Raw genomic sequence first — 18,797 nt, forward strand, 5'->3', positions numbered from 1 at the left:
GGACTTGGGAATCGTCGGCTGCAAATCGGCCCCAGAAAAAAAGACTCCTAGCGCTTTACCATCAAGCGCTTACAGCTATCATTTCAGAAGCATCCATGGATAGCATCGAGGCCCCTTCCAGTGCCATGCCCGATGTGGTGGACCAGGTGGCGCTGGCGCGCCTGTACGGCGAACCCCTGTTCGCCCTGCCCACCGACCTGTACATCCCGCCCGACGCGCTGGAGGTTTTTCTCGAAGCCTTCGAAGGGCCGCTGGACCTGCTGCTCTACCTGATCCGCAAGCAGAACTTCAATATTCTCGACATCCCCATGGCCGGACTGACGCGCCAGTACCTGGTGTATGTGGACGAAATCCGCAACCGCAATCTGGAACTGGCGGCCGAGTACCTGCTGATGGCGGCCATGCTCATCGAGATCAAGTCGCGCATGCTGCTCCCGCCCAAGAAGCAAGCGGGCGCCGAAGAAGCCGAAGACCCGCGCGCCGAGCTGGTGCGCCGCCTGCTTGAATACGAGCAAATGAAAATGGCCGCCCAACAACTGGGCCAGCTGCCGCAGTACGGACGCGATTTTCTCAAGGCCCAGGTCTACATTGAGCAAAGCCTGCAGCCGCGTTTCCCCGATGTGGACCTGGTCGATCTGCAGGACGCCTGGCGCGACATTCTCAAACGTGCCAAGCTGGTGCAGCACCACAAAATCACCCGCGAGGAACTGAGCGTGCGCGAGTACATGAGCCAGGTCCTCAAGGCATTGCAAGGGCGGCGCTTTGTCGAGTTCGAGCACCTGTTCGACCCCGCCAAGGGCAGTACCGTACTGGTAGTCACCTTCATTGCCCTGCTGGAACTGGCCAAGGAAACGCTGATCGAGATCACCCAGGCCGAGGCCTTTGCCCCCATTTACGTCAGACTGGCCTATACCCCCGTCTGATCCGATCCACGCCCGCATGGCAGCAGGCCACCACGAAGGCCGGTGACGAGCGCCATGCACCAACCCACCACACACCATGGCATCGCATGATTTTGACGTTCTGATTGTGGGCAGCGGCCTGGCCGGTCTGTCGGCTGCGCTGCACCTGGCGCCCACGCACCGCGTCGCGGTGATTACCAAACGAGAAATGCAGGATGGTTCGAGCGGCTGGGCGCAGGGCGGCATTGCCGCCGTGCTGGCCAACGACGACACTTTCGAGGCCCACATCCAGGACACCCTGGTCGCAGGCGCCGGGCTGTGCGACCTGGCCACCACGCGCTTTGTGGTGGAGAACGCCCCCGAGGCCATCGGCTGGCTGCGCCAGCTCGGCGTGCCCTTTACGCAGGAGGGCGAGCAACTGCACCTCACGCGCGAAGGCGGCCACAGTGCACGCCGCATTGCCCACGTGACCGACGCCACGGGCGCTGCTGTGCAAAAAACGCTGATCGACGTGGTGCGCACCACGCCTGGCATCACGCTGTTCGAGCACCACACACTGGTCGACGTGATCACCAGCCGCAAGCTGGGCCTGGCCGGCCAGCGCTGCCTGGGCCTGTATGCGCTGGACAAGGCCACCGACGAAGTCGTGACCTTCCGCGCACCACAAACCATTCTGGCCACGGGCGGCGCGGGCAAGGTGTACCTCTACACCACCAACCCCGACACCGCCACCGGCGACGGCATAGCGGCGGCCTGGCGCGCCGGTTGCCGCGTGGGCAACATGGAGTTCATCCAGTTCCACCCCACGGGGCTGTACCACCCGCACGCCAAGTCCTTCCTCATCAGCGAGGCCGTGCGCGGTGAAGGCGGGCGCTTGCTGCTGCCCGATGGCACGCGCTTCATGCCCGAACATGACCCCCGCGCCGAACTGGCCCCGCGCGACGTGGTGGCGCGCGCTATCGACTACGAGATGAAAAAACACGGTCTGGATTGCGTGCACCTGGATATCTCGCACCAGAGCCCGGAGTTCCTGAAGGAACATTTCCCCAACATCCTGGCGCACTGCGCCGATCTGGGCATCGACATCACCCAAGAACCGATTCCCGTGGTGCCCACGGCCCACTTCACCTGCGGCGGTGTGCTAACGGATCTTTCGGGCCGCACCGACCTGCCCGGTCTGTACGCCGTGGGCGAGGTGGCCTGCACCGGCCTGCACGGCGCCAACCGCCTGGCCAGCAATTCGCTGCTCGAATGCATGGTGTTCGCCCGTGCGGCGGCGCAGACCATCGCGGCCGCGCCGCGTGTACAGATTCCGGCATTGCCCCGCTGGGACGACAGCCGCGTCACCGACGCCGACGAGTCGGTGGTGATTTCGCACAACTGGGACGAGCTGCGCCGCTTCATGTGGGACTACGTGGGCATCGTGCGTACCAACAAGCGCCTGGAGCGCGCCGCGCACCGCATCTCGCTGCTCTGGGCCGAGATCGATGAGTTTTACGCCCACTTCCATATCACGCGCGACCTGCTGGAGCTGCGCAACCTGGTGCAGGTGGCCGAACTCATCGTACGATCAGCCCAGCTGCGGCGCGAAAGCCGGGGCCTGCACTACAGCCGCGACTACCCGCAGTTGGCCGCGCCCGCCGCGCCCACCATCCTCGTTCCCCCCGTCACCCATTGATTCCATTTCTCAACCATCCGTGTCGTTGTTGCTTTGCCTTGCCACAGCACTGATCGTAGGTTTCGCGCCTAGACACGAATGATTTGGAAACAGAATAAGACCCCCCTGGAAACCGCCATGTACCGCACCCTGCTCAAATCCAAGATCCACCGCGCCACCGCCACGCACTGCGAACTGCACTACGAAGGCTCCTGCGCCATCGACGAAGACCTGCTCGAAGCCGCCAACATGGTGGAGAACGAGCAAGTGCATATCTGGAACATCAACAACGGCGAACGCTTCATCACCTACGCCATCAAGGGCGAGCGCGGCAGCGGCATGATTTCGGTCAACGGCTCGGCGGCACGCCGCGCCAGCGTGGGCGACCTGCTCATCATTGCCGCCTTTGCCCAGATTCCCGAAGACAAGGTCGCCACGCACCGCCCACAGCTGGTGTTCGTAGACGCGAACAACCGCCAGACCGAACTGCGCGACCACGTTCCAACCCAGCCGCTGTAAATAGAAAAATCAAAAACAATAGCTACGAGCGCTTGCCTATCTAGCGCTTGAGGCTATTTTCGCGACTTATCCGACCGTAGCCGCCAGCCAGCCACGCAGACTGTTCACAAAGGCCCAGGCCTCGACACGGTGTACATCCTCCAGGCGTACCACGGCCTCCTGCACGCGCCCCTCGCGCAGCGCCACGGCGCGGCCCACGCCTGGCAGCAGGCCGCACGAAAGCGGTGGTGTGACCCAGCGGCCGTCCAGCAGCATGGCAATGTTGCCGAAGCTGCCCTCGGTGATCTCGCCCGCCTCGTTCCACAAAACGGTATCAAACACCCCCGTCTCGGTGGGGGCAAACGCCGCGTAGTGCGCGCGGCGTGTGGTCTTGAACCGGACAAATTCGCTGTGCGCCTCCGTCAAAGGACTGCGGGCCAGTTGCAGGCGCACGGGCTGTGGTGTGGGTTGCAGTGCAAACGCCTCGGCACGGGGCTGCCCTGCAGCACCCAGCAGCAGGCGCACGCGCCACAGGCCTTGCGAATGCCCGTCAGCCAGCGCCTGCAGGCACTGGTGCACGGCACCAGCGTTCCAGGGGATGCTGAAATGCGCGGCGGCCTGCTGCAGGCGGGCCAGGTGGTCGGCAACGTGGCGCAACCGGCCCTCTTCCAGCGCCAGGGTTTCCAGCAGATCGAACGGCATGCTGGCCCGCTCCACAAAGGCGCGTTTGTGGCGCCACTCGTTCCATTCAGCATCCGCCACGGCATCCGCCGTGATGCCGCTGCCGATGCCGCAGCGCGCCAGGTCGCCTTGCAGCACCACAGTGCGGATGGGGACATTGAAGGTCGCCCGGATACCGCTCTGCTCCCCTGGACGCACCACCCCTACCGCCCCGCAGTACACGCCGCGCGGCGCGGGCTCGAGCGCGTGGATCATCTGCATGGCGCGCACTTTGGGCGCGCCGGTGACGGAGCCGCAGGGGAACAGCGCCGCAAACACATCGGTCAGCGTGGTGCCAGGCCGCGTGCGTGCCCGCACGTCAGACGTCATTTGCCACACCGTGGGCAGCGCCTGCGTGGCAAACAGCGCGGGCACCTGCACGCTGTGCGGCAGGGCAATGCGCGAGAGGTCGTTGCGCAGCAGATCCACGATCATCACGTTCTCGGCACGCTCCTTGGGGGCCGTGCGCAGGTGGGCGGCCTGGGCGGCATCTTCCTCGGGCGTGGCGCCGCGCGCGGCTGTGCCCTTCATGGGGCGGGCCAGAATATCGCCGCCGCCAGGCGCGTCCTGCCAGTCAAAAAACAGTTCGGGCGAAACGGAGAGCACCTGCTCGCCCCCCGCATCGATGTGCGCCGCATAGCCGCCGGGCTGGGCGCGCTGCAGTGCGGCAAACAGCGCCGCCGCACTGCCCTGCAGCGCACCTGTGAGGGGTGCGGTGTAGTTGACCTGGTACAGCTCGCCCGCACCAATGGCCTGCTGGATGCGGCCCAGCGCAGTATCGAAAGCGCCGCGCTCCAGGCCGCTATGCCACTCCACACGGGCCGCTTCCTGCGCCGCCTCGGCAGGCCAGGGCTGGGGGGCATCGTGCACGGCAAACCAGGCCAGCGGGCCGTCGGCGGCGTGGGTTTGCAGCGCGGCATCGAAGGCAGGCGCCGCCTCATAGCGCACATAGCCCACGCACCAGTGGCCGCGCTGCGCTGCGGCATGCACGGCATCGAGCACGGCGCACACCTCACCCACCTGCTGCGCCACCAGCACCTGGCGCGGCGCGCCAAAGGCGCAGCGCAGGCGCGGGGCGGCGGCATCCAGCGGCTGGGCGAAGTCGATGCGGGCCGTCTCGGCCTCTGGCGGGGAAACGCGCGTCACGGCAGGCCGGCAATGAAATTGCGTTTGGGTTTGTACCGAACGCGCAGGTCGGCCAGCCACGGCGCCTGCTGTGCCAGGGGCATGCGCGCGAGGATGTCACGCACCAGCGCCAGCGGCGTGGCATAGGGCGACGACGCACGGGCCATGGCGGCATCAAACACGCGCTGCAGCAGTTGCACGGCATCCGCACCGTTCTCAGCGGGCAACTGCCGGGCCAGCGCTTCGAGCGTGTCGAGACGGCAGCCGTTGCCGGGTTGACGCACCAGCGCCAGGGCCTGCTGCGGCTCGGCGTCCGCCAGGTGCCAGGACACGCGCACGTCGATGCTGCGCAATGCGGGATCACCTGCATGCACTCGGGTGCGCTTGCGTGCAGCGTCCAGTTCTGCCTGTTCGCGCTGCTCGGCCCAGGCGAACAGTTCGGCCCGGTAGCGCGCACGGTCATACCCGGCACGCTCTGCAGCCTTCAGCACCGCCCGGTAAGTGGAGACATCTGGGCGGGCTTGCAGGCGGCGGCGCCAGAGGGCCAGTGCCTCTTCGTCCCAGCCGTCGCGCTCGTAGCAGCGCAGCAGGTCGTCTTCGCAGCGCCAGTCCCCAGGGTGCTGCCGGACCCCGGCCTCCGCCCATTGCAGGGCCTCGCGAAACCAGCCCTGCTCCTCGCACAAGGCCACCAGGGCGCAGTACTCAAACGCTTCCTGCGCGCTGTCGGCCATGGCATCGCGCAGGGCCAGCGGGTCGCCCTGCAAAGCCAGGCTGTCCAGGTAGCGGCGGCGCAACTGGCTGCGCTGGTGGTCATATCCCCGAACGGCGCGCGCTGGCAGGCCCGGTGTGGCGTTCGCAGGATGGAGGCGTTGCCAGTCTTGCCAATCGGCTCGGGCCTGCGCGGCATAGCGCGCCAATACGGCCGGACCCGCGGCAGCAAGGATGGATTTTTCGTCCCACAGGCCCCAGGGGTCGGCCTGCATCAGCGCAAACCAGCGCTCCACCCAGGAGGCTGGTGGCGGGGATGCGCGCAGGGCTTCGGTCAGCAGGTCCATCACATCCTGCACCAGCCCGCCGATTTCGCCGCCCGAGTCATCGGCGTGTTCCGCCACCTTGTAGATACAGCGCAGCGCGTGCTCGCACAACTCGCGTAGCCGCGCGGGGTCGCGCTCCCGCCAGGGCTGCAGCATAGGCAGTACCTTGGCGGCGCGGTGCGCGTAGGCACCGGATTCGCGCCAGTCAAGGAAACCGCTGCGATCGCGCAGCAGCGCGGCAATGGCACTGCGCAGCGCCTTGGGGTCGCCTGCGGCGCTGTGCTCGGCGGACCAGGCCTTGAGCTCGGCCATCAGGTCGCGGTCGTTCTCGGCCCAGTCCCACAGCCGCTCGGCCAGGGCGTCGGCGCTTTGGCTCTGCACAAACTGGCGCAAGGCTTGCAGGTTGCTGGCCTGGGTGCGTGCGCGCTTGGCTGCCGCAGCCACTTTTTTGACCGCCTGGGGGTCGTGCACGGGAGCTGCGCCGCCCAGTTCGCCGCGCCAGGCCTGGCATACCGCTACCAGGTGCTTGCAAAAGTTGCCGTCCTGCGCGTGCGGGCAGTCGCACTCGCCATCGAGTTCGTCGTCAGCGTCAATGCAGACCCGCACCTGGTAGGCCTGCGTGCCTTGCACCAGGGCCTGCACGGCCGCCTGTTCGCCCGGCTCCAGCGCGGGGGTCTGTAGTGACTCGATGGCGCCGCTGCTGGCGTAGGTCTGACCCCGCGCAAACACCGCTGGGCCGCTCAGGCGCAGCAGCGCGTCATCAGACAGCAGGGGGAGCCACTGCGGCGAAAGGCGTGGAGAGGCCACGGCAGATATCCTTTTATAAAAAATAGCCTCTAACGCTTATGCAGCAAGCGCTGACAGCTACCAATACGATAGCAATCTCTACGCCGCACCCATATTCGGCACCAGCCCTGCCACAGGCTGCCCCTTCTTCAGCGCGGCGGTAAAGGCCAGCATGCGGTCAATGGGCAGGCGCGCGCGCGGGATGATGGCGGGGTCTACGTGGATGGCGTTGCTGCCCGTCTCCAGCACCTGGGCCACGCCGGCCAGGCCGTTCATCGCCATCCACGGACAGTGGGCGCAGCTTTTGCAGGTGGCGCTGTTGCCGGCGGTGGGGGCCTCGTAGAACCGCTTGCCGGGGTTGAGCGTGCGCAGCTTGTGCATCATGCCGCCGTCGGTGGCGACGATGAACTCGGTGGCGTCCATCGTCTGCGCGGCCTTGAGAATGGCCGAGGTGGAACCCACGGCGTCGGCCAGGGCAATCACATCCGCGGGCGATTCGGGGTGCACCAGCACCTTGGCGCCGGGGTGCTCCTTTTTGAGCGCTTCAAGCTCAAAGGCCTTGAACTCGTCGTGCACGATGCAGGCGCCATTCCACATCACCATGTCGGCGCCGGTTTCGCGCTGGATGTAGGCGCCCAGGTGGCGGTCGGGCGCCCAGAGGATTTTTTGCCCGGCGTCTTTCAGGGCACGCACGATGTCGAGCGCACAGCTGGATGTGACCAGCCAATCGGCCCGCGCCTTCACCGCCGCGCTGGTGTTGGCGTACACCACCACGGTGCGGTCCGGGTGCTGATCGCAAAACGCGCTGAACTCCTCGATGGGGCAGCCCAGGTCGAGCGAGCAGGTGGCGTCCAGGTCGGGCATGAGAATGGTTTTTTCGGGCGAGAGGATCTTCGCCGTCTCGCCCATGAAACGCACGCCCGAGACCACCAGGCTCGTGGCCGCATGGTCGCGGCCAAAGCGGGCCATCTCCAGCGAGTCGCTGACGATGCCGCCGGTTTCCTCGGCCAGATCCTGCAGGTCGGGGTGCACGTAGTAGTGCGACACCATGACCGCGTTCTTTTCCTTGAGCAGGCGGCGGATCTTGTCCTTGGTGGCCGCGCGCTCGTCCTGCGTCAGCTCGGCGGGCACGCGCGCCCAGGCGTGCTTGGTGGCGCACACCCCGCCGCCTTCGGGCTGCTCGTAATCGACTTCCTTGAGGATGATGGTGGTGTTCATGGCAACTCCTGCAGGCGCATGGAAAAGTCCGTGGCCGTCACGTCCTTGGTCAGCGCCCCGATGGAGATGCGGTCCACGCCGGTTTCTGCAAGAGCGCGCAGGCCATCGAGCGTGACACCACCCGAGATTTCGAGGATGGCGCGGCCCGCATTGAGGCGCACCGCCTCGTGCAGCGTGGCCACATCCATGTTGTCGAGCAGCACCATTTTTGCGCCTGCCTCCAGGGCCTCGGCCAGCTGCGCCAGGGTTTCCACCTCGATCTCGATGAACTGGGCCTGGGCGGCCACCTTCTCGGTGGCGCGCAGCACAGCCGTCACCCCCCCGGCGGCGGCGATGTGGTTTTCCTTGATGAGCACGGCGTCAAACAGGCCAATGCGGTGGTTGGTACCGCCGCCCATGCGCACGGCGTATTTTTGCGCCATGCGCAGGCCGGGCAGGGTTTTGCGCGTGTCCACGATATGGGCCTTGGTGCCAGCGACGGCATCCACATAGGTGCGGGTCTTGGTGGCCACGGCCGAGAGCATCTGCAAAAAGTTGAGCGCGGTGCGTTCGGCGCTGAGCAGGGCGCGGGCGCTGCCCTCTACCTCCAGCACCACCTGGTCCGCCGTGCAGCGCTGGCCCTCCTGCACATGCCATGTGATGCGTGCAGTGGGGTCGAGCGCGCGCACCGCCGCCGTGGCCCAGGGGCCGCCGCAGATGACAGCGCTCTCGCGTGCCAGCACGCGGGCGCGGGCGCGGCGCGTGGGGTCAATCAGGCCAGCGGTCAGGTCGCCGCTGCCCAGGTCTTCCTGCAGGGCGCGGGCGACATCCAGCAGCACCAGGGAGAGCATCGAGGGGTCGGTGGGGTCAGCAAAAAAGGTCATGGGGTGCAAGCATAGCGGCTTCGACTAGACTCCCCGCTCCCATGGACTTTGAGAAGACGGCACCATGACTGACACCACCACGCCCTCCTCCGCCAACGCGGGCACGCCCTACGGCACCTTGCCACCCGCATCGCCCCTGCCCCAGCGCCGCCCGGTCAGCCTGCCGCGCCTGCAGCAAATGCGCGAGGCGGGCGAAAAAATCACCATGCTCACCGCATACGACGCCACCTTTGCCGCCGTGGCCGATGCTGCCGGTGTCGAATGCCTGCTGGTGGGCGATTCGCTGGGCATGGTTTGCCAGGGCCTGCCCAGCACCGTGGGCGTGACGCTGGAGACCATGGTTTACCACACAGAAAGCGTGGCGCGCGGCCTGCACCGCGTGCAGGGAACGGCCTGGTTGATTGCCGACCTGCCCTATGGCAGCTACGCCGAAAGCCGCGAGCAAGCCCTGCGCAGCGCCTGCGCCCTGATGCGCGCGGGCGCCCACATGGTCAAGCTCGAAGGCGGCGGCTGGACCGCGCCCACCGTGCAATTTTTGGTGGAGCGCGGCGTGCCCGTGTGCGCCCACCTTGGCCTGACACCGCAAACCGTGCACGCGCTCGGTGGCTACCGCGTACAGGGCAAGACAGACCAGGCCGCCCAGGCCATGCGCCGCCAGGCCCGCGAACTGCAGGACGCCGGTGCCTCCATGCTGGTCCTGGAGATGGTACCGGCGCAACTCTCTGCCGAAGTGACCCAGGAGCTGACCCAGTGCCACACCATCGGCATTGGCGCTGGCAGCGGCACTGCAGGCCAGGTGCTGGTGCTGCACGACATGCTGGGCATGAACCTGGGCAAGATGGCGCGCTTTGTGCATAACTTCATGCAGGACACCGGCAGCGTGCGTGGCGCCATCGAGGCCTACGTGCAGGCTGTCAAACAGGGGCGTTTCCCCGACAATGCCGTGCACGCTTGGTAAAACCCTGCTTTCTCCGCACATCTCACATGCACATCGTCCACTCCATTCCCGACCTGCGCGCCGCCCTGGCAGCCTGCAGCAAGCCCGCCTTTGTGCCCACCATGGGCAACCTGCACGACGGGCACCTGGCCCTGGTGCACCAGGCCCGGCCGTTGGGCGACACCACGGTGGTCAGTATCTTCGTCAACCGGCTGCAGTTTTTGCCACACGAAGACTTTGACAGCTACCCCCGCACCTGGGAGGCCGACTGCGCCAAGCTGCAGGCCGCAGGCTGTGATGTGCTGTTTGCCCCGCGCGAGAACGACCTGTACCCCGAACCCCAAACCTTTAAAGTGCAGCCCGACCCGTTGCTGGCCGACATTCTGGAAGGGCATTTCCGTCCCGGTTTCTTTACCGGTGTGTGCACCGTGGTGATGAAGCTGCTCTGCGCCGTTTTTGCGGGCAAGGCCAGCGGCAGCGCCGTTTTTGGCCAAAAAGACTACCAACAGCTCATGGTGCTGCGCCGCATGGCGCAGCAGTTTGCCCTGCCTGTCGACATCGTGACCAGCCCCACGCAACGCGCGGCAGACGGCCTGGCCCTGAGTTCGCGCAACGGCTACCTGAGCGAAGCCGAGCGCACCGAGGCGGTGCAGCTTTCACTGGCCCTGCGCGCCCTGGGCCGCGAAGCCGTTGCCGCCGCCCATGCCCTGCCGGCGCAGGTCGCCACGCTGGAGCAGCGCGCCCTGCAGGCCCTGACCGTACGCGGCTGGCAGCCCGACTACCTGACCGTGCGCCGCCGCACCGACCTGCAGACACCCGGGCCCGGTGATGCGCTGGTCGTGCTGGGCGCCGCCCGCCTGGGGCGCACCCGGCTGATCGACAACTTCGAAATCTGACCCCTGGTCGCCGCCACCATGGACGTTCTCTTTCTGGCCACCCTCATCGCCACTGGCGTCTTCGTGCTGAATGCAAAACAGCAGCGCGAGCGCGTCGCGCTGCTGGCCAGCTATCTGGGCAACTACCAGATCGAGAAGCTCATGGAAAACCTCACCGAAGGCTATCTGCGCGCCCTGGGCGAGAGCGACACAGAACGGCGCGAACAGGTATGGAGCCTGCTGCGCACCACAGAACTGCAGCTCAGCGAGCAATTCACCCGCTTTACCGCCGATTTCACCCGTGTGGAACCGCTCCAGACCCGCATCAGCACCCTGCCCCTGGCGTTGCCCTATGCCGACCGGTGGCTGCCCAGTGCCAGCATCGACATGCGCCAGGCGCTGGCCATCCACGCGCAAGGCATCGAGCGCGCCGTGCGCAACGAAGCCGGTCTTTCGCTGCGCGACAAGGCTTACACGCTGTCGGCCGAGCTTTTCCTCATGCAGCACACCTGCCACTGGTTCTGTAAATCCCGGGCCATTGCCTCGGCCCGCCTCATGGCCCGCCACAAAACCCCCCATGCGCAGGTGCTGGCCAGCGTCACGCCCGCCACGCGCACTGCCTACCTCGCCCTGCTGGGCGGCTGAACCGGCCCCGGACGCCCCATGGCGCGCCTCCCACTGCCTGCCGCCACCCGGCGCCCTGTGAGCACACGGCGCGCGGCCAAAACCCCGCCCCCCTTGCCGCGCCTGCTGCTGCTGAACAAGCCCTTCGACGTACTGACCCAGTTCAGCCCCGATGCCGAGGGCCGCGCCACACTCAAGGACTTTGTGGACGTACCCGGCGTGTACCCGGCCGGCCGCCTGGACCGCGACAGCGAAGGCCTGCTGCTGCTGACGAATGACGGCCCCCTGCAGGCCCGCATTGCCGACCCACGCCACAAACTGGCCAAAACCTACTGGGTGCAGGTGGAGGGCTGCCCTACCGAAGAGCAACTGCGCTGCCTGCGCGAAGGCGTGACGCTCAAGGATGGCCCCACTTTGCCCGCCCAGGCCCGGCCCCTGGAGTCGCCCACGCTATGGGAACGCCACCCGCCCGTGCGCTTTCGCCAGAGCATCCCCACGGCCTGGCTGGAGCTCACCATCCGCGAAGGCCGTAACCGCCAGGTGCGCCGCATGACCGCCGCTGTGGGCCTGCCCACGCTGCGACTGGTGCGCGTACGCATCGGCCCCTGGAGTCTGGACGGCCTGGCGCCAGGAGAATGGCGCGAGGTAGCGCCAACGCTGCGGATCTGACAGGAAAAGCATGAAAGGACCCGCCCATTAATACCATGTTCCGTGCCCTTGGCGTTGCGGCGCTTGGGCACTTGGCACCAGACACACCCGCCGCCAAGCGCTCAGCGGGCCTCGATCTCTCCCTCGCCCTTGGGCTCACGCTCCATCAGGGCTGCCACAGCCTCCTCAGGGCGCAGTTTTCCATCGAGCAGGGCCACCACGGCTTCGCTGATCGGCATCTCCACGCCTAAATCACGGGCACGCTGGACCACCGTGCGGGCACAGTACACACCCTCGGCCACATGGCCCAGCGAGGCAACCGCCTGTTGCAAGCTGTTGCCCTGCGCCAGCAACAAGCCCACCCGGCGGTTGCGCGACAGGTCGCCGGTGGCGGTCAGCACCAGGTCACCCAGGCCTGACAAGCCCATGAAGGTATCCAGGCGTGCGCCCAGCGCCAGGCCCAGGCGGGTCATTTCGGCCAGGCCGCGTGTGATGAGGGCGGCGCGGGCATTGAGGCCCAGTTGCAGGCCATCGCACAAGCCGGTGGCGATGGCCAGCACGTTCTTCACGGCGCCCCCCACTTCCACCCCTACGATGTCGTCATTGGCGTACACACGCAGACTGGGACTGTGAAAGGCCGACACCAGGGCATCGCGCACAGTGGCGTGCTCGCTGGCGGCCACCAGGGCGGTAGGCTGGCCACGGGCCACTTCCTGCGCAAAACTGGGGCCGCTGAGCACACCAGCCAACAGATCAGGCGCCACCTGTGCGCGCACTTCGTGCGCCAGCAGGCCCGAGTAGCCCGCATCCCCGGCGTCGGCCTCAAAGCCTTTGCACAGCCAGGCCACGGGCGCGGCGCAAGCGCGCAGTTGCACCAGCATGCCGCGCAGGCCCGCCATGGGCGTGGCGACGATGACAAGGTCAGACCGATCGGCCAACGCTGCCACATCACCGCTGGCCACGGCCAGGGAAGGCGGCAGCGCGATGCCCTCCAGGTAGCGGGCGTTGCTGCGGCTGGCCTGCATCTGGGCCACCTGTGCGGCGTCACGCGCCCACAACGTGACAGCATGGCCGTCCGGGTGAGAGGCAGCACTGATGGCCATGGCAGTGCCCCAGGCACCAGCACCAAAGACTATTATTTTCATAGCTACTTGCGCTTTCCAGACAAGCGCTAGAGGCCAAAAATACCCAAAACTTTACTGGGGCAGTTGCGATGCCGGTGCGCCAGCAGCCTGGGCCTGCTGTTGTTCGAACATGGCCTGGAAGTTGATTTCAGCCAGGTGCACGGGCGGGAAACCGGCACGGTTGACCACATCGGCCACGTTGCCGCGCAGGTAGGGGTAAACGATTTGCGGGCAAGCCACGCCGACCACGGCACTCATCTGCTCTTCAGGAATGTTGCGGATCTCAAAAATACCCGCCTGCTTAGCTTCGATCAGGAACACGGTCTTGTCCTTGATCTTGGTCTGCACGGTGGCGGTCACGCAGATTTCGTAAATGCCTTCGGCCACGGTCGTGGCTTCCACACCCAGCTGGATGTCCACGTTGGGCTGTTCCTGCTCCAGCAGGATACCGGGGGAATTGGGTTGCTCGAGCGACAGGTCCTTGAGATAGACGCGCTGGATCTGGAACACGGGATTTTCTTGATCGGCCATGGTGGTGAAGTCTTTCAGCTCAAACCGGGCTGCGCACAGCGCACAGCCCACACAAAAAAACCGCCGCAGGAAACGCTCCCGCAGCGGGCACATGGGGCAGGATTATGCAGCGCCCAGCAGCGGCATCAGCCCGCCGCGCGCATCCAGGGCCGCCATATCGTCATACCCGCCCACATGGGTCTCGCCAATGAAGATCTGCGGCACGGTGCGCCGACCGGTGGTTTCCATCATCTGGGTGCGTGCGACTGGATCGGTATCGATACGGATTTCCTCGATCTGCTCCACGCCCTTGGACTTGAGCAGTTGCTTGGCACGAATGCAGTAAGGGCAGACGGCGGTGGTGTACATCTTGACGGCTTGCATGTTCTATCCTTTCAGGCGTGCGGCACGCAGGGGTTTCAGGATTTTTCGACCGGCATGCCCGCGTCCTTCCAGGCCTTGAGCCCACCGGCGAGGACCTGGGCGTTTTCGTAGCCGAGTTTGCGCGCCATGGCGGCAGCGCGCGTGGCACGCCCTCCGCTGGCGCACACCATCACCACGGGAATGGCCTTGTTCTTCACAACGCTGGGCAGCCGCGCCTCCAACTCGCCCAGCGGGACGCTCTTGGAACCGCCAGCGTGCCCTGCGGCGTATTCATCGGCCCCGCACACATCGATCAGCACGGCTTTTTCGCGGTTGATCAGCTGCACCGCGTTGGCGACCGTCAAGCCACCCGCTGCTCCTTTAAGCATCGGCACTGCCAGCAAGGCCCCCGAAACAAGGGCCAGAACGATCAAATACCAGTTTTCGACGATGAATTTCACGTTATTCCTTGGGTTGCAAACAGTGCAATTTTAGAATGATGGGTTTCGACTCGCTTTTTCTAGGGACACCATGCATAAACTTGTTCTGATCCGCCACGGCGAATCCACCTGGAACCTGGAAAACCGCTTCACAGGCTGGACCGATGTGGACCTGACTCCCACGGGTGTATCGCAGGCCATGTCGGCCGGCAAACTGCTCAAGGCCGAAGGCTACGATTTCGACGTGTGCTACACCAGCGTACTCAAGCGCGCCATCCACACCCTGTGGTACGCGCTGGACGAAATGGACCGCCTCTGGCTGCCCGTGCACAAGCACTGGCGCCTGAACGAGCGCCACTATGGCGCTCTGCAAGGGCTGAACAAGGCCGAAACCGCCAAACAGTACGGCGACGAGCAAGTGCTGGTCTGGCGCCGCAGCTACGACACCCCCCCGCCTGCGCTGGACGCCACCGACCCGCGCAGCGAGCGCGGCGACCGCCGCTACGCCGGGCTCGATGCCAGCCAGGTGCCGCTGACCGAATGCCTGCAGGATACGGTGGCGCGCGTGCTGCCGTTCTGGAACGACACCATGGCCCCGGCCATCCGCTCGGGCCAGCGCCTTTTGGTGTCGGCACACGGTAATTCGATCCGCGCCCTGGTGAAATACCTGGACAACATTGCAGACGAAGACATCGTCGGGTTGAACATTCCCAACGGGATTCCACTGGTTTACGAATTAGATGCAAACCTCAAGCCCATCCGCCACTACTATCTGGGTGATGCTGAAGCGGCTGCAAAGGCCGCCGCCGCCGTGGCGTCACAAGGCAAGGCATAAAGGCCCGCTTGAAAATGGCGCACTGCTGCGGCTGCACCGGCCCAGCAGTGCGAAAGAATGTGCCGGTACGGGAACCCGCGCGGGCCAGGCCCTTCCAAGGTGTATATTGAGTTGGCTAAAGGATGTGTATGGGCCAGAAAATGAAAATTGTCGGTTGGGTGTCGGTCGGCGTGCTGGCCGGGGCACTGACCACGGTATCACTGCAAACCGTGGCGCGCGGCGCCATGACGCCGCTACCGCTGGAAGAGATCCAGCAGCTTTCGGCCGTTTTTGGCCTGGTCAAGACCGACTATGTTGAGCCGGTAGACGACAAGAAACTCATCACCGACGCCATCTCTGGCATGGTTGCCAGCCTGGATCCGCATTCGCAGTATTTCGACAAAAAGTCTTTTGCTGAATTCCGCGAGGGCACGTCGGGCAAGTTTGTGGGTGTCGGCATCGAGATCACCCAGGAAGACGGGCTCATCAAGGTAGTCTCACCCATCGAAGGCTCGCCCGCGTTCCGCGCAGGACTCAAAACCAACGACCTGATCACCAAGATCGACGAAACCGCCGTCAAGGGCCTGTCGCTGGGCGACGCAGTCAAAAAAATGCGTGGCGAGCCCGACACCAAGGTCACCCTCACCATCTTCCGCAAGGACGAGAGCCGCACCTTCCCCGTGACCATCACGCGCGAGGAAATCAAGACGCAATCGGTCAAAGCCAAGATGATCGAACCCGGCTATGGCTGGATTCGCCTGTCGCAGTTCCAGGAACGCACGGTGGAAGACTTCGTGCGCAAGGCCGAGGAACTCTACAAGCAAGATCCCAAGCTCAAGGGCCTGGTGCTGGATCTGCGCAATGACCCGGGCGGCCTGCTGGACGCTGCCGTAGCCATCTCCGCAGCCTTTCTGCCACCCGATGTGACCGTGGTGACCACCAACGGACAGTTGGCCGAAAGCAAGGCCACCTTCAAGGCCTCGCCAGAGTTCTATGCCCGCCGGGGCGGCGACCCGCTCAAACGCCTGCCTGCCGCCCTCAAGAGCGTGCCGCTGGTGGTACTGGTGAACGAAGGTTCAGCCTCGGCCAGCGAGATCGTCGCCGGTGCACTGCAGGACCACAAGCGCGCCACCGTCATGGGCAGCCAGACCTTTGGCAAGGGCTCCGTGCAAACCGTGCGCCCCCTGGGGCCGGACACCGGCATCAAGCTGACCACGGCGCGCTACTACACGCCCAGCGGCAAGTCGATCCAGGCGCGCGGCATCGTGCCCGACGTGATGCTCGATGAAACGGCCGAAGGCAACGTTTTTGCCGCTCTGCGCATGCGCGAAGCCGACCTGGAAAAGCACCTGAACAACGGCCAGACCGAAGAGAAAAAGGACGAAGTCCGGGAAAAAGCCCGCGAGGATGCCCGCAAGCGCCTGGAAGAAGAAGCCAAGAAACCGGTCACCGAGCGCAAGCTGCCCGAGTTTGGAACCGACAAGGACTTCCAGTTGGCCCAGGCACTGAACCAATTGCGCGGCAAGCCGGTGCTGGTGAGCAAAACCCAGACCGAGCGCAAGGAAGAGAAGAAAGAAACGCAGTAAGCGGCCACCCGCTCTGCCCCACAGGGCCGGTTACGAACCGGCCCTTTTTTCTGCCCACTGCACCTGAAACCATGACCGACGACCAGCTCCTGCGCTATTCCCGCCATATCCTGCTCGACGAGGTAGGCATCGAAGGGCAAGAACGCATCCTGGCGGCCCATGCGCTCATCATCGGCGCGGGAGGACTGGGCTCCCCCGCAGCCCTTTATCTGGGGTCTGCCGGGGTGGGCCGGATTACACTGGTGGACCACGACACGGTGGACCTGACCAACCTGCAACGCCAGATTGCCCACACGCTGGAGCGCGTAGGCCAGACCAAGGTCACGTCGGCCGCGCAGGCAGTGCACGCCATCAATCCCGAGGTACGGATCACCACCATCGCGCAGCAGGCCGATGCCGCTTTGCTGGAGCGCCTGGTGCGCGATGCCAGCGTGGTACTCGACTGCTCTGACAACTACGCCACGCGCCAGGCCATCAACGCAGCATGCGTGCGCCAGGGCAAGCCGCTGGTAGCGGGTGCAGTGATCCGTTTTGATGCGCAGATCTCCGTGTTCGACCCGCGTGATGCCCAGTCACCCTGTTATGCCTGCATCTTCGACCCGCAGGCCCAGTTTGAAGAAGTGGCCTGCTCCACCATGGGCGTGTTTGCGCCGCTGGTCGGCGTGGTGGGCGCCATGCAGGCCGCCGAGGCGCTCAAGCTGATATCGGGCGCCGGGCCGTCGCTCGCCGGACGGCTGCTGATGCTGGACGGGCGCCGCATGGAGTGGAGCACCCTGCACGCTGCGCGCAACCCCGCTTGTCCGGTGTGCGGGCCACTGTAGAGCGCGACGGCAGCGAAAAGCCACGGGTAGGAATTTGCCTACACCCAGCCGGTACCACGACTGGCACAATCCGGGTCACTCCCCCTGTACAGTAACTCCACGGTTGCGAGACATTTGCCTCGGCCATGGAATGGACACGCCAGTGAAGCTCAAAACCTACATCGTCGAAGACAACGCCACCATCCGCGAGAACCTGATTGGTACGCTGGAAGAATTGGCGGCTGTTGAGTCGGTGGGGGTGGCCGACACGGAGGAGGAAGGCAAGCAGTGGCTGACCTCGAAACCCGCGCAATGGGACATGGCCATCATTGATCTTTTTTTGCGCCAGGGCAGTGGCCTGGGTGTGTTGGCAGCCTGTCGTAACCGCCTGCCCCACCAGCGCCTGGTGGTGCTCAGCAACTATGCCACCCCGGATATCCGCATGCGCTGCGCCCAGCTGGGCGTCGATGCCGTGTTCGACAAATCCAACGAAATCGACGATCTGATCGACTACTGCATCGCCCAAGGCAAGGCACTGCCCGACGTGCGTGCCCACTGATGCTCCCGCGGCCATGCCCCGCAGGCACAGAGGGCCGTGCCAATTCAATCGATCAATCGGTTCTTCAAGGCGTAGTACGTCAGATCACTGTTGGACGACAACCCCATTTTTTCCATCAGGCGCGTGCGGTAGGTGCTCACCGTCTTCACGCTCAGCGACAGCGCCTTGGCAATATCACCCGCTGTTTCTCCACGCGCCAGCTTCAGAAAAACCTGGAATTCGCGCTCGGAGAGTTGCTCATGTACCGGCGCATCGTCTTTGCGATGCAGCTGCTGCGCCAACAGTTCGGCCACCACGGGCGTCACGTAGCGACGGCCCAGCGCAATGGTGCGGATGGCCTCCACGATCTCGCTGGGCTCGCACTCCTTGTTGAGGTAGCCGCTGGCTCCCTGGCGGATCATGCTGATGGCGTAATGCGTTTCCGGGTAACCGCTCAAGATCAGGATGCCCATGTCGGGCGCCTTGGCGCGCAGCATGGCCAGGGCATCGAGCCCGCTTTGCCCCGGCATGGCCAAATCCATAAGCAGCACATTCACCTCGGCGTTGCGGATCAGGTCGATGGCTTCGCGGCCATTGGACGCCTCGCCCACCACCCGCAAATCCACATGCTCGCTCAAGAACTGGCGCAGACCCGAACGCACAATCGCATGGTCATCCACGATACCGACATTGATCATTGGACAGACTTTCCGCATACAGACGCGGCTGCACGCA

General features: G+C 65.2%; 20 protein-coding genes. 11 read left to right on the top strand and 9 right to left on the bottom strand.

Features of this window, described 5'->3' with window-relative positions:
• Nucleotides 1-95: 95 nt before the first annotated feature.
• From C8D04_RS09565 to panD, 3 genes are all read left to right on the top strand, one after another.
• Nucleotides 96-923, top strand: a complete 828-nt coding sequence (locus tag C8D04_RS09565; protein ID WP_116004633.1) for a ScpA family protein — start codon at nt 96-98, stop codon at nt 921-923.
• A 76-nt stretch (nt 924-999) separates the two neighbouring features.
• Entirely contained in the window at nt 1,000-2,580 is a 1,581-nt protein-coding gene (gene nadB / locus C8D04_RS09570; RefSeq protein ID WP_116004634.1) for an L-aspartate oxidase, read from the top strand.
• 117 nt (nt 2,581-2,697) lie between these two features.
• Nucleotides 2,698-3,078: an aspartate 1-decarboxylase gene (gene panD, locus C8D04_RS09575; RefSeq protein WP_116006119.1), complete on the top strand. Its 381-nt coding sequence runs from the start codon at nt 2,698-2,700 to the stop codon at nt 3,076-3,078.
• Between the two features lie 66 nt (nt 3,079-3,144).
• Here panD and pabB read toward each other — a convergent pair whose 3' ends face one another.
• From pabB to nadC, 4 genes are all read right to left on the bottom strand, one after another.
• A complete protein-coding gene (gene pabB, locus C8D04_RS09580) occupies nt 3,145-4,923 on the bottom strand; it encodes an aminodeoxychorismate synthase component I (protein WP_116004635.1) in 1,779 nt (592 codons plus the stop codon).
• A complete protein-coding gene (locus C8D04_RS09585; protein ID WP_116004636.1) occupies nt 4,920-6,743 on the bottom strand; it encodes an SWIM zinc finger family protein in 1,824 nt (607 codons plus the stop codon). Before C8D04_RS09585 ends, pabB begins: the two co-directional genes overlap by 4 nt.
• Before the next feature lie 78 nt (nt 6,744-6,821).
• Complete coding sequence (gene nadA / locus C8D04_RS09590) at nt 6,822-7,940, bottom strand: quinolinate synthase NadA (protein ID WP_116004637.1); 1,119 nt, start codon at nt 7,938-7,940, stop codon at nt 6,822-6,824.
• Entirely contained in the window at nt 7,937-8,803 is an 867-nt protein-coding gene (gene nadC, locus C8D04_RS09595; RefSeq protein ID WP_116004638.1) for a carboxylating nicotinate-nucleotide diphosphorylase, read from the bottom strand. The genes nadA and nadC overlap by 4 nt, the downstream gene beginning before the upstream one ends.
• Before the next feature lie 64 nt (nt 8,804-8,867).
• Here nadC and panB point away from each other — a divergent pair, with 64 nt between their 5' ends.
• The 4 genes from panB to C8D04_RS09615 are packed head-to-tail and all read left to right on the top strand — an operon-like array spanning nt 8,868 to nt 11,908.
• Nucleotides 8,868-9,761, top strand: coding sequence for a 3-methyl-2-oxobutanoate hydroxymethyltransferase (panB, locus tag C8D04_RS09600; RefSeq protein ID WP_116004639.1), 894 nt, complete (start codon nt 8,868-8,870; stop codon nt 9,759-9,761).
• A 26-nt stretch (nt 9,762-9,787) separates the two neighbouring features.
• Nucleotides 9,788-10,636 (top strand): pantoate--beta-alanine ligase, encoded by an 849-nt coding sequence (panC, locus tag C8D04_RS09605; RefSeq protein WP_116004640.1) that lies wholly within the window; start codon nt 9,788-9,790, stop codon nt 10,634-10,636.
• A gap of 18 nt (nt 10,637-10,654) precedes the next feature.
• Entirely contained in the window at nt 10,655-11,260 is a 606-nt protein-coding gene (locus C8D04_RS09610; protein ID WP_116004641.1) for a hypothetical protein, read from the top strand.
• A gap of 18 nt (nt 11,261-11,278) precedes the next feature.
• A complete protein-coding gene (locus C8D04_RS09615; RefSeq protein WP_116004642.1) occupies nt 11,279-11,908 on the top strand; it encodes a pseudouridine synthase in 630 nt (209 codons plus the stop codon).
• A gap of 101 nt (nt 11,909-12,009) precedes the next feature.
• Here C8D04_RS09615 and C8D04_RS09620 read toward each other — a convergent pair whose 3' ends face one another.
• The 4 genes from C8D04_RS09620 to C8D04_RS09635 all read right to left on the bottom strand — a co-directional run bounded on the left by C8D04_RS09620 (nt 12,010) and on the right by C8D04_RS09635 (nt 14,345).
• Nucleotides 12,010-13,032 (bottom strand): NAD(P)H-dependent glycerol-3-phosphate dehydrogenase, encoded by a 1,023-nt coding sequence (locus C8D04_RS09620; RefSeq protein WP_116004643.1) that lies wholly within the window; start codon nt 13,030-13,032, stop codon nt 12,010-12,012.
• Between the two features lie 51 nt (nt 13,033-13,083).
• The gene (gene secB, locus C8D04_RS09625) at nt 13,084-13,542 is read right to left on the bottom strand and encodes a protein-export chaperone SecB (RefSeq protein ID WP_116006120.1); all 459 of its coding nucleotides are present in this window, start codon (nt 13,540-13,542) and stop codon (nt 13,084-13,086) included.
• 102 nt (nt 13,543-13,644) lie between these two features.
• Complete coding sequence (grxC, locus tag C8D04_RS09630; RefSeq protein WP_116004644.1) at nt 13,645-13,905, bottom strand: glutaredoxin 3; 261 nt, start codon at nt 13,903-13,905, stop codon at nt 13,645-13,647.
• A gap of 35 nt (nt 13,906-13,940) precedes the next feature.
• A complete protein-coding gene (locus C8D04_RS09635) occupies nt 13,941-14,345 on the bottom strand; it encodes a rhodanese-like domain-containing protein (protein ID WP_116004645.1) in 405 nt (134 codons plus the stop codon).
• A gap of 70 nt (nt 14,346-14,415) precedes the next feature.
• Here C8D04_RS09635 and gpmA point away from each other — a divergent pair, with 70 nt between their 5' ends.
• The 4 genes from gpmA (at nt 14,416) to C8D04_RS09655 (ending at nt 18,083) form a co-directional block, all read left to right on the top strand.
• A complete protein-coding gene (gpmA, locus tag C8D04_RS09640; protein WP_116004646.1) occupies nt 14,416-15,159 on the top strand; it encodes a 2,3-diphosphoglycerate-dependent phosphoglycerate mutase in 744 nt (247 codons plus the stop codon).
• 128 nt (nt 15,160-15,287) lie between these two features.
• On the top strand, nt 15,288-16,724 hold the full coding sequence (locus C8D04_RS09645) for a S41 family peptidase (protein ID WP_116004647.1): 1,437 nt from the start codon (nt 15,288-15,290) through the stop codon (nt 16,722-16,724).
• Between the two features lie 71 nt (nt 16,725-16,795).
• Nucleotides 16,796-17,545: a HesA/MoeB/ThiF family protein gene (locus tag C8D04_RS09650; RefSeq protein WP_116004648.1), complete on the top strand. Its 750-nt coding sequence runs from the start codon at nt 16,796-16,798 to the stop codon at nt 17,543-17,545.
• A 142-nt stretch (nt 17,546-17,687) separates the two neighbouring features.
• Nucleotides 17,688-18,083, top strand: coding sequence for a response regulator (locus tag C8D04_RS09655; protein WP_116006121.1), 396 nt, complete (start codon nt 17,688-17,690; stop codon nt 18,081-18,083).
• A 44-nt stretch (nt 18,084-18,127) separates the two neighbouring features.
• Here the strand turns inward: C8D04_RS09655 and C8D04_RS09660 are convergent, their stop codons facing one another.
• A complete protein-coding gene (locus C8D04_RS09660) occupies nt 18,128-18,760 on the bottom strand; it encodes a response regulator transcription factor (protein ID WP_116004649.1) in 633 nt (210 codons plus the stop codon).
• Nucleotides 18,761-18,797 lie beyond the last annotated feature (37 nt).

This window comes from Simplicispira sp. 125 (assembly GCF_003096555.1).
Taxonomy (GTDB): Bacteria; Pseudomonadota; Gammaproteobacteria; order Burkholderiales; family Burkholderiaceae_C; genus Simplicispira.

What these genes read in the sequence shown, in the direction of transcription:
- C8D04_RS09565 (WP_116004633.1), top strand. Translation starts at nt 96, where the DNA reads ATGGATAGCATCGAGGCCCCTTCCAGTGCCATGCCCGATGTGGTGGAC.
- nadB (WP_116004634.1), top strand. Translation starts at nt 1,000, where the DNA reads ATGGCATCGCATGATTTTGACGTTCTGATTGTGGGCAGCGGCCTGGCC.
- panD (WP_116006119.1), top strand. Translation starts at nt 2,698, where the DNA reads ATGTACCGCACCCTGCTCAAATCCAAGATCCACCGCGCCACCGCCACG.
- nadA (WP_116004637.1), bottom strand. Translation starts at nt 7,940, where the DNA reads ATGAACACCACCATCATCCTCAAGGAAGTCGATTACGAGCAGCCCGAA.
- nadC (WP_116004638.1), bottom strand. Translation starts at nt 8,803, where the DNA reads ATGACCTTTTTTGCTGACCCCACCGACCCCTCGATGCTCTCCCTGGTG.
- panB (WP_116004639.1), top strand. Translation starts at nt 8,868, where the DNA reads ATGACTGACACCACCACGCCCTCCTCCGCCAACGCGGGCACGCCCTAC.
- panC (WP_116004640.1), top strand. Translation starts at nt 9,788, where the DNA reads ATGCACATCGTCCACTCCATTCCCGACCTGCGCGCCGCCCTGGCAGCC.
- C8D04_RS09610 (WP_116004641.1), top strand. Translation starts at nt 10,655, where the DNA reads ATGGACGTTCTCTTTCTGGCCACCCTCATCGCCACTGGCGTCTTCGTG.
- C8D04_RS09615 (WP_116004642.1), top strand. Translation starts at nt 11,279, where the DNA reads ATGGCGCGCCTCCCACTGCCTGCCGCCACCCGGCGCCCTGTGAGCACA.
- C8D04_RS09620 (WP_116004643.1), bottom strand. Translation starts at nt 13,032, where the DNA reads ATGAAAATAATAGTCTTTGGTGCTGGTGCCTGGGGCACTGCCATGGCC.
- secB (WP_116006120.1), bottom strand. Translation starts at nt 13,542, where the DNA reads ATGGCCGATCAAGAAAATCCCGTGTTCCAGATCCAGCGCGTCTATCTC.
- grxC (WP_116004644.1), bottom strand. Translation starts at nt 13,905, where the DNA reads ATGCAAGCCGTCAAGATGTACACCACCGCCGTCTGCCCTTACTGCATT.
- gpmA (WP_116004646.1), top strand. Translation starts at nt 14,416, where the DNA reads ATGCATAAACTTGTTCTGATCCGCCACGGCGAATCCACCTGGAACCTG.
- C8D04_RS09645 (WP_116004647.1), top strand. Translation starts at nt 15,288, where the DNA reads ATGGGCCAGAAAATGAAAATTGTCGGTTGGGTGTCGGTCGGCGTGCTG.
- C8D04_RS09650 (WP_116004648.1), top strand. Translation starts at nt 16,796, where the DNA reads ATGACCGACGACCAGCTCCTGCGCTATTCCCGCCATATCCTGCTCGAC.
- C8D04_RS09660 (WP_116004649.1), bottom strand. Translation starts at nt 18,760, where the DNA reads ATGATCAATGTCGGTATCGTGGATGACCATGCGATTGTGCGTTCGGGT.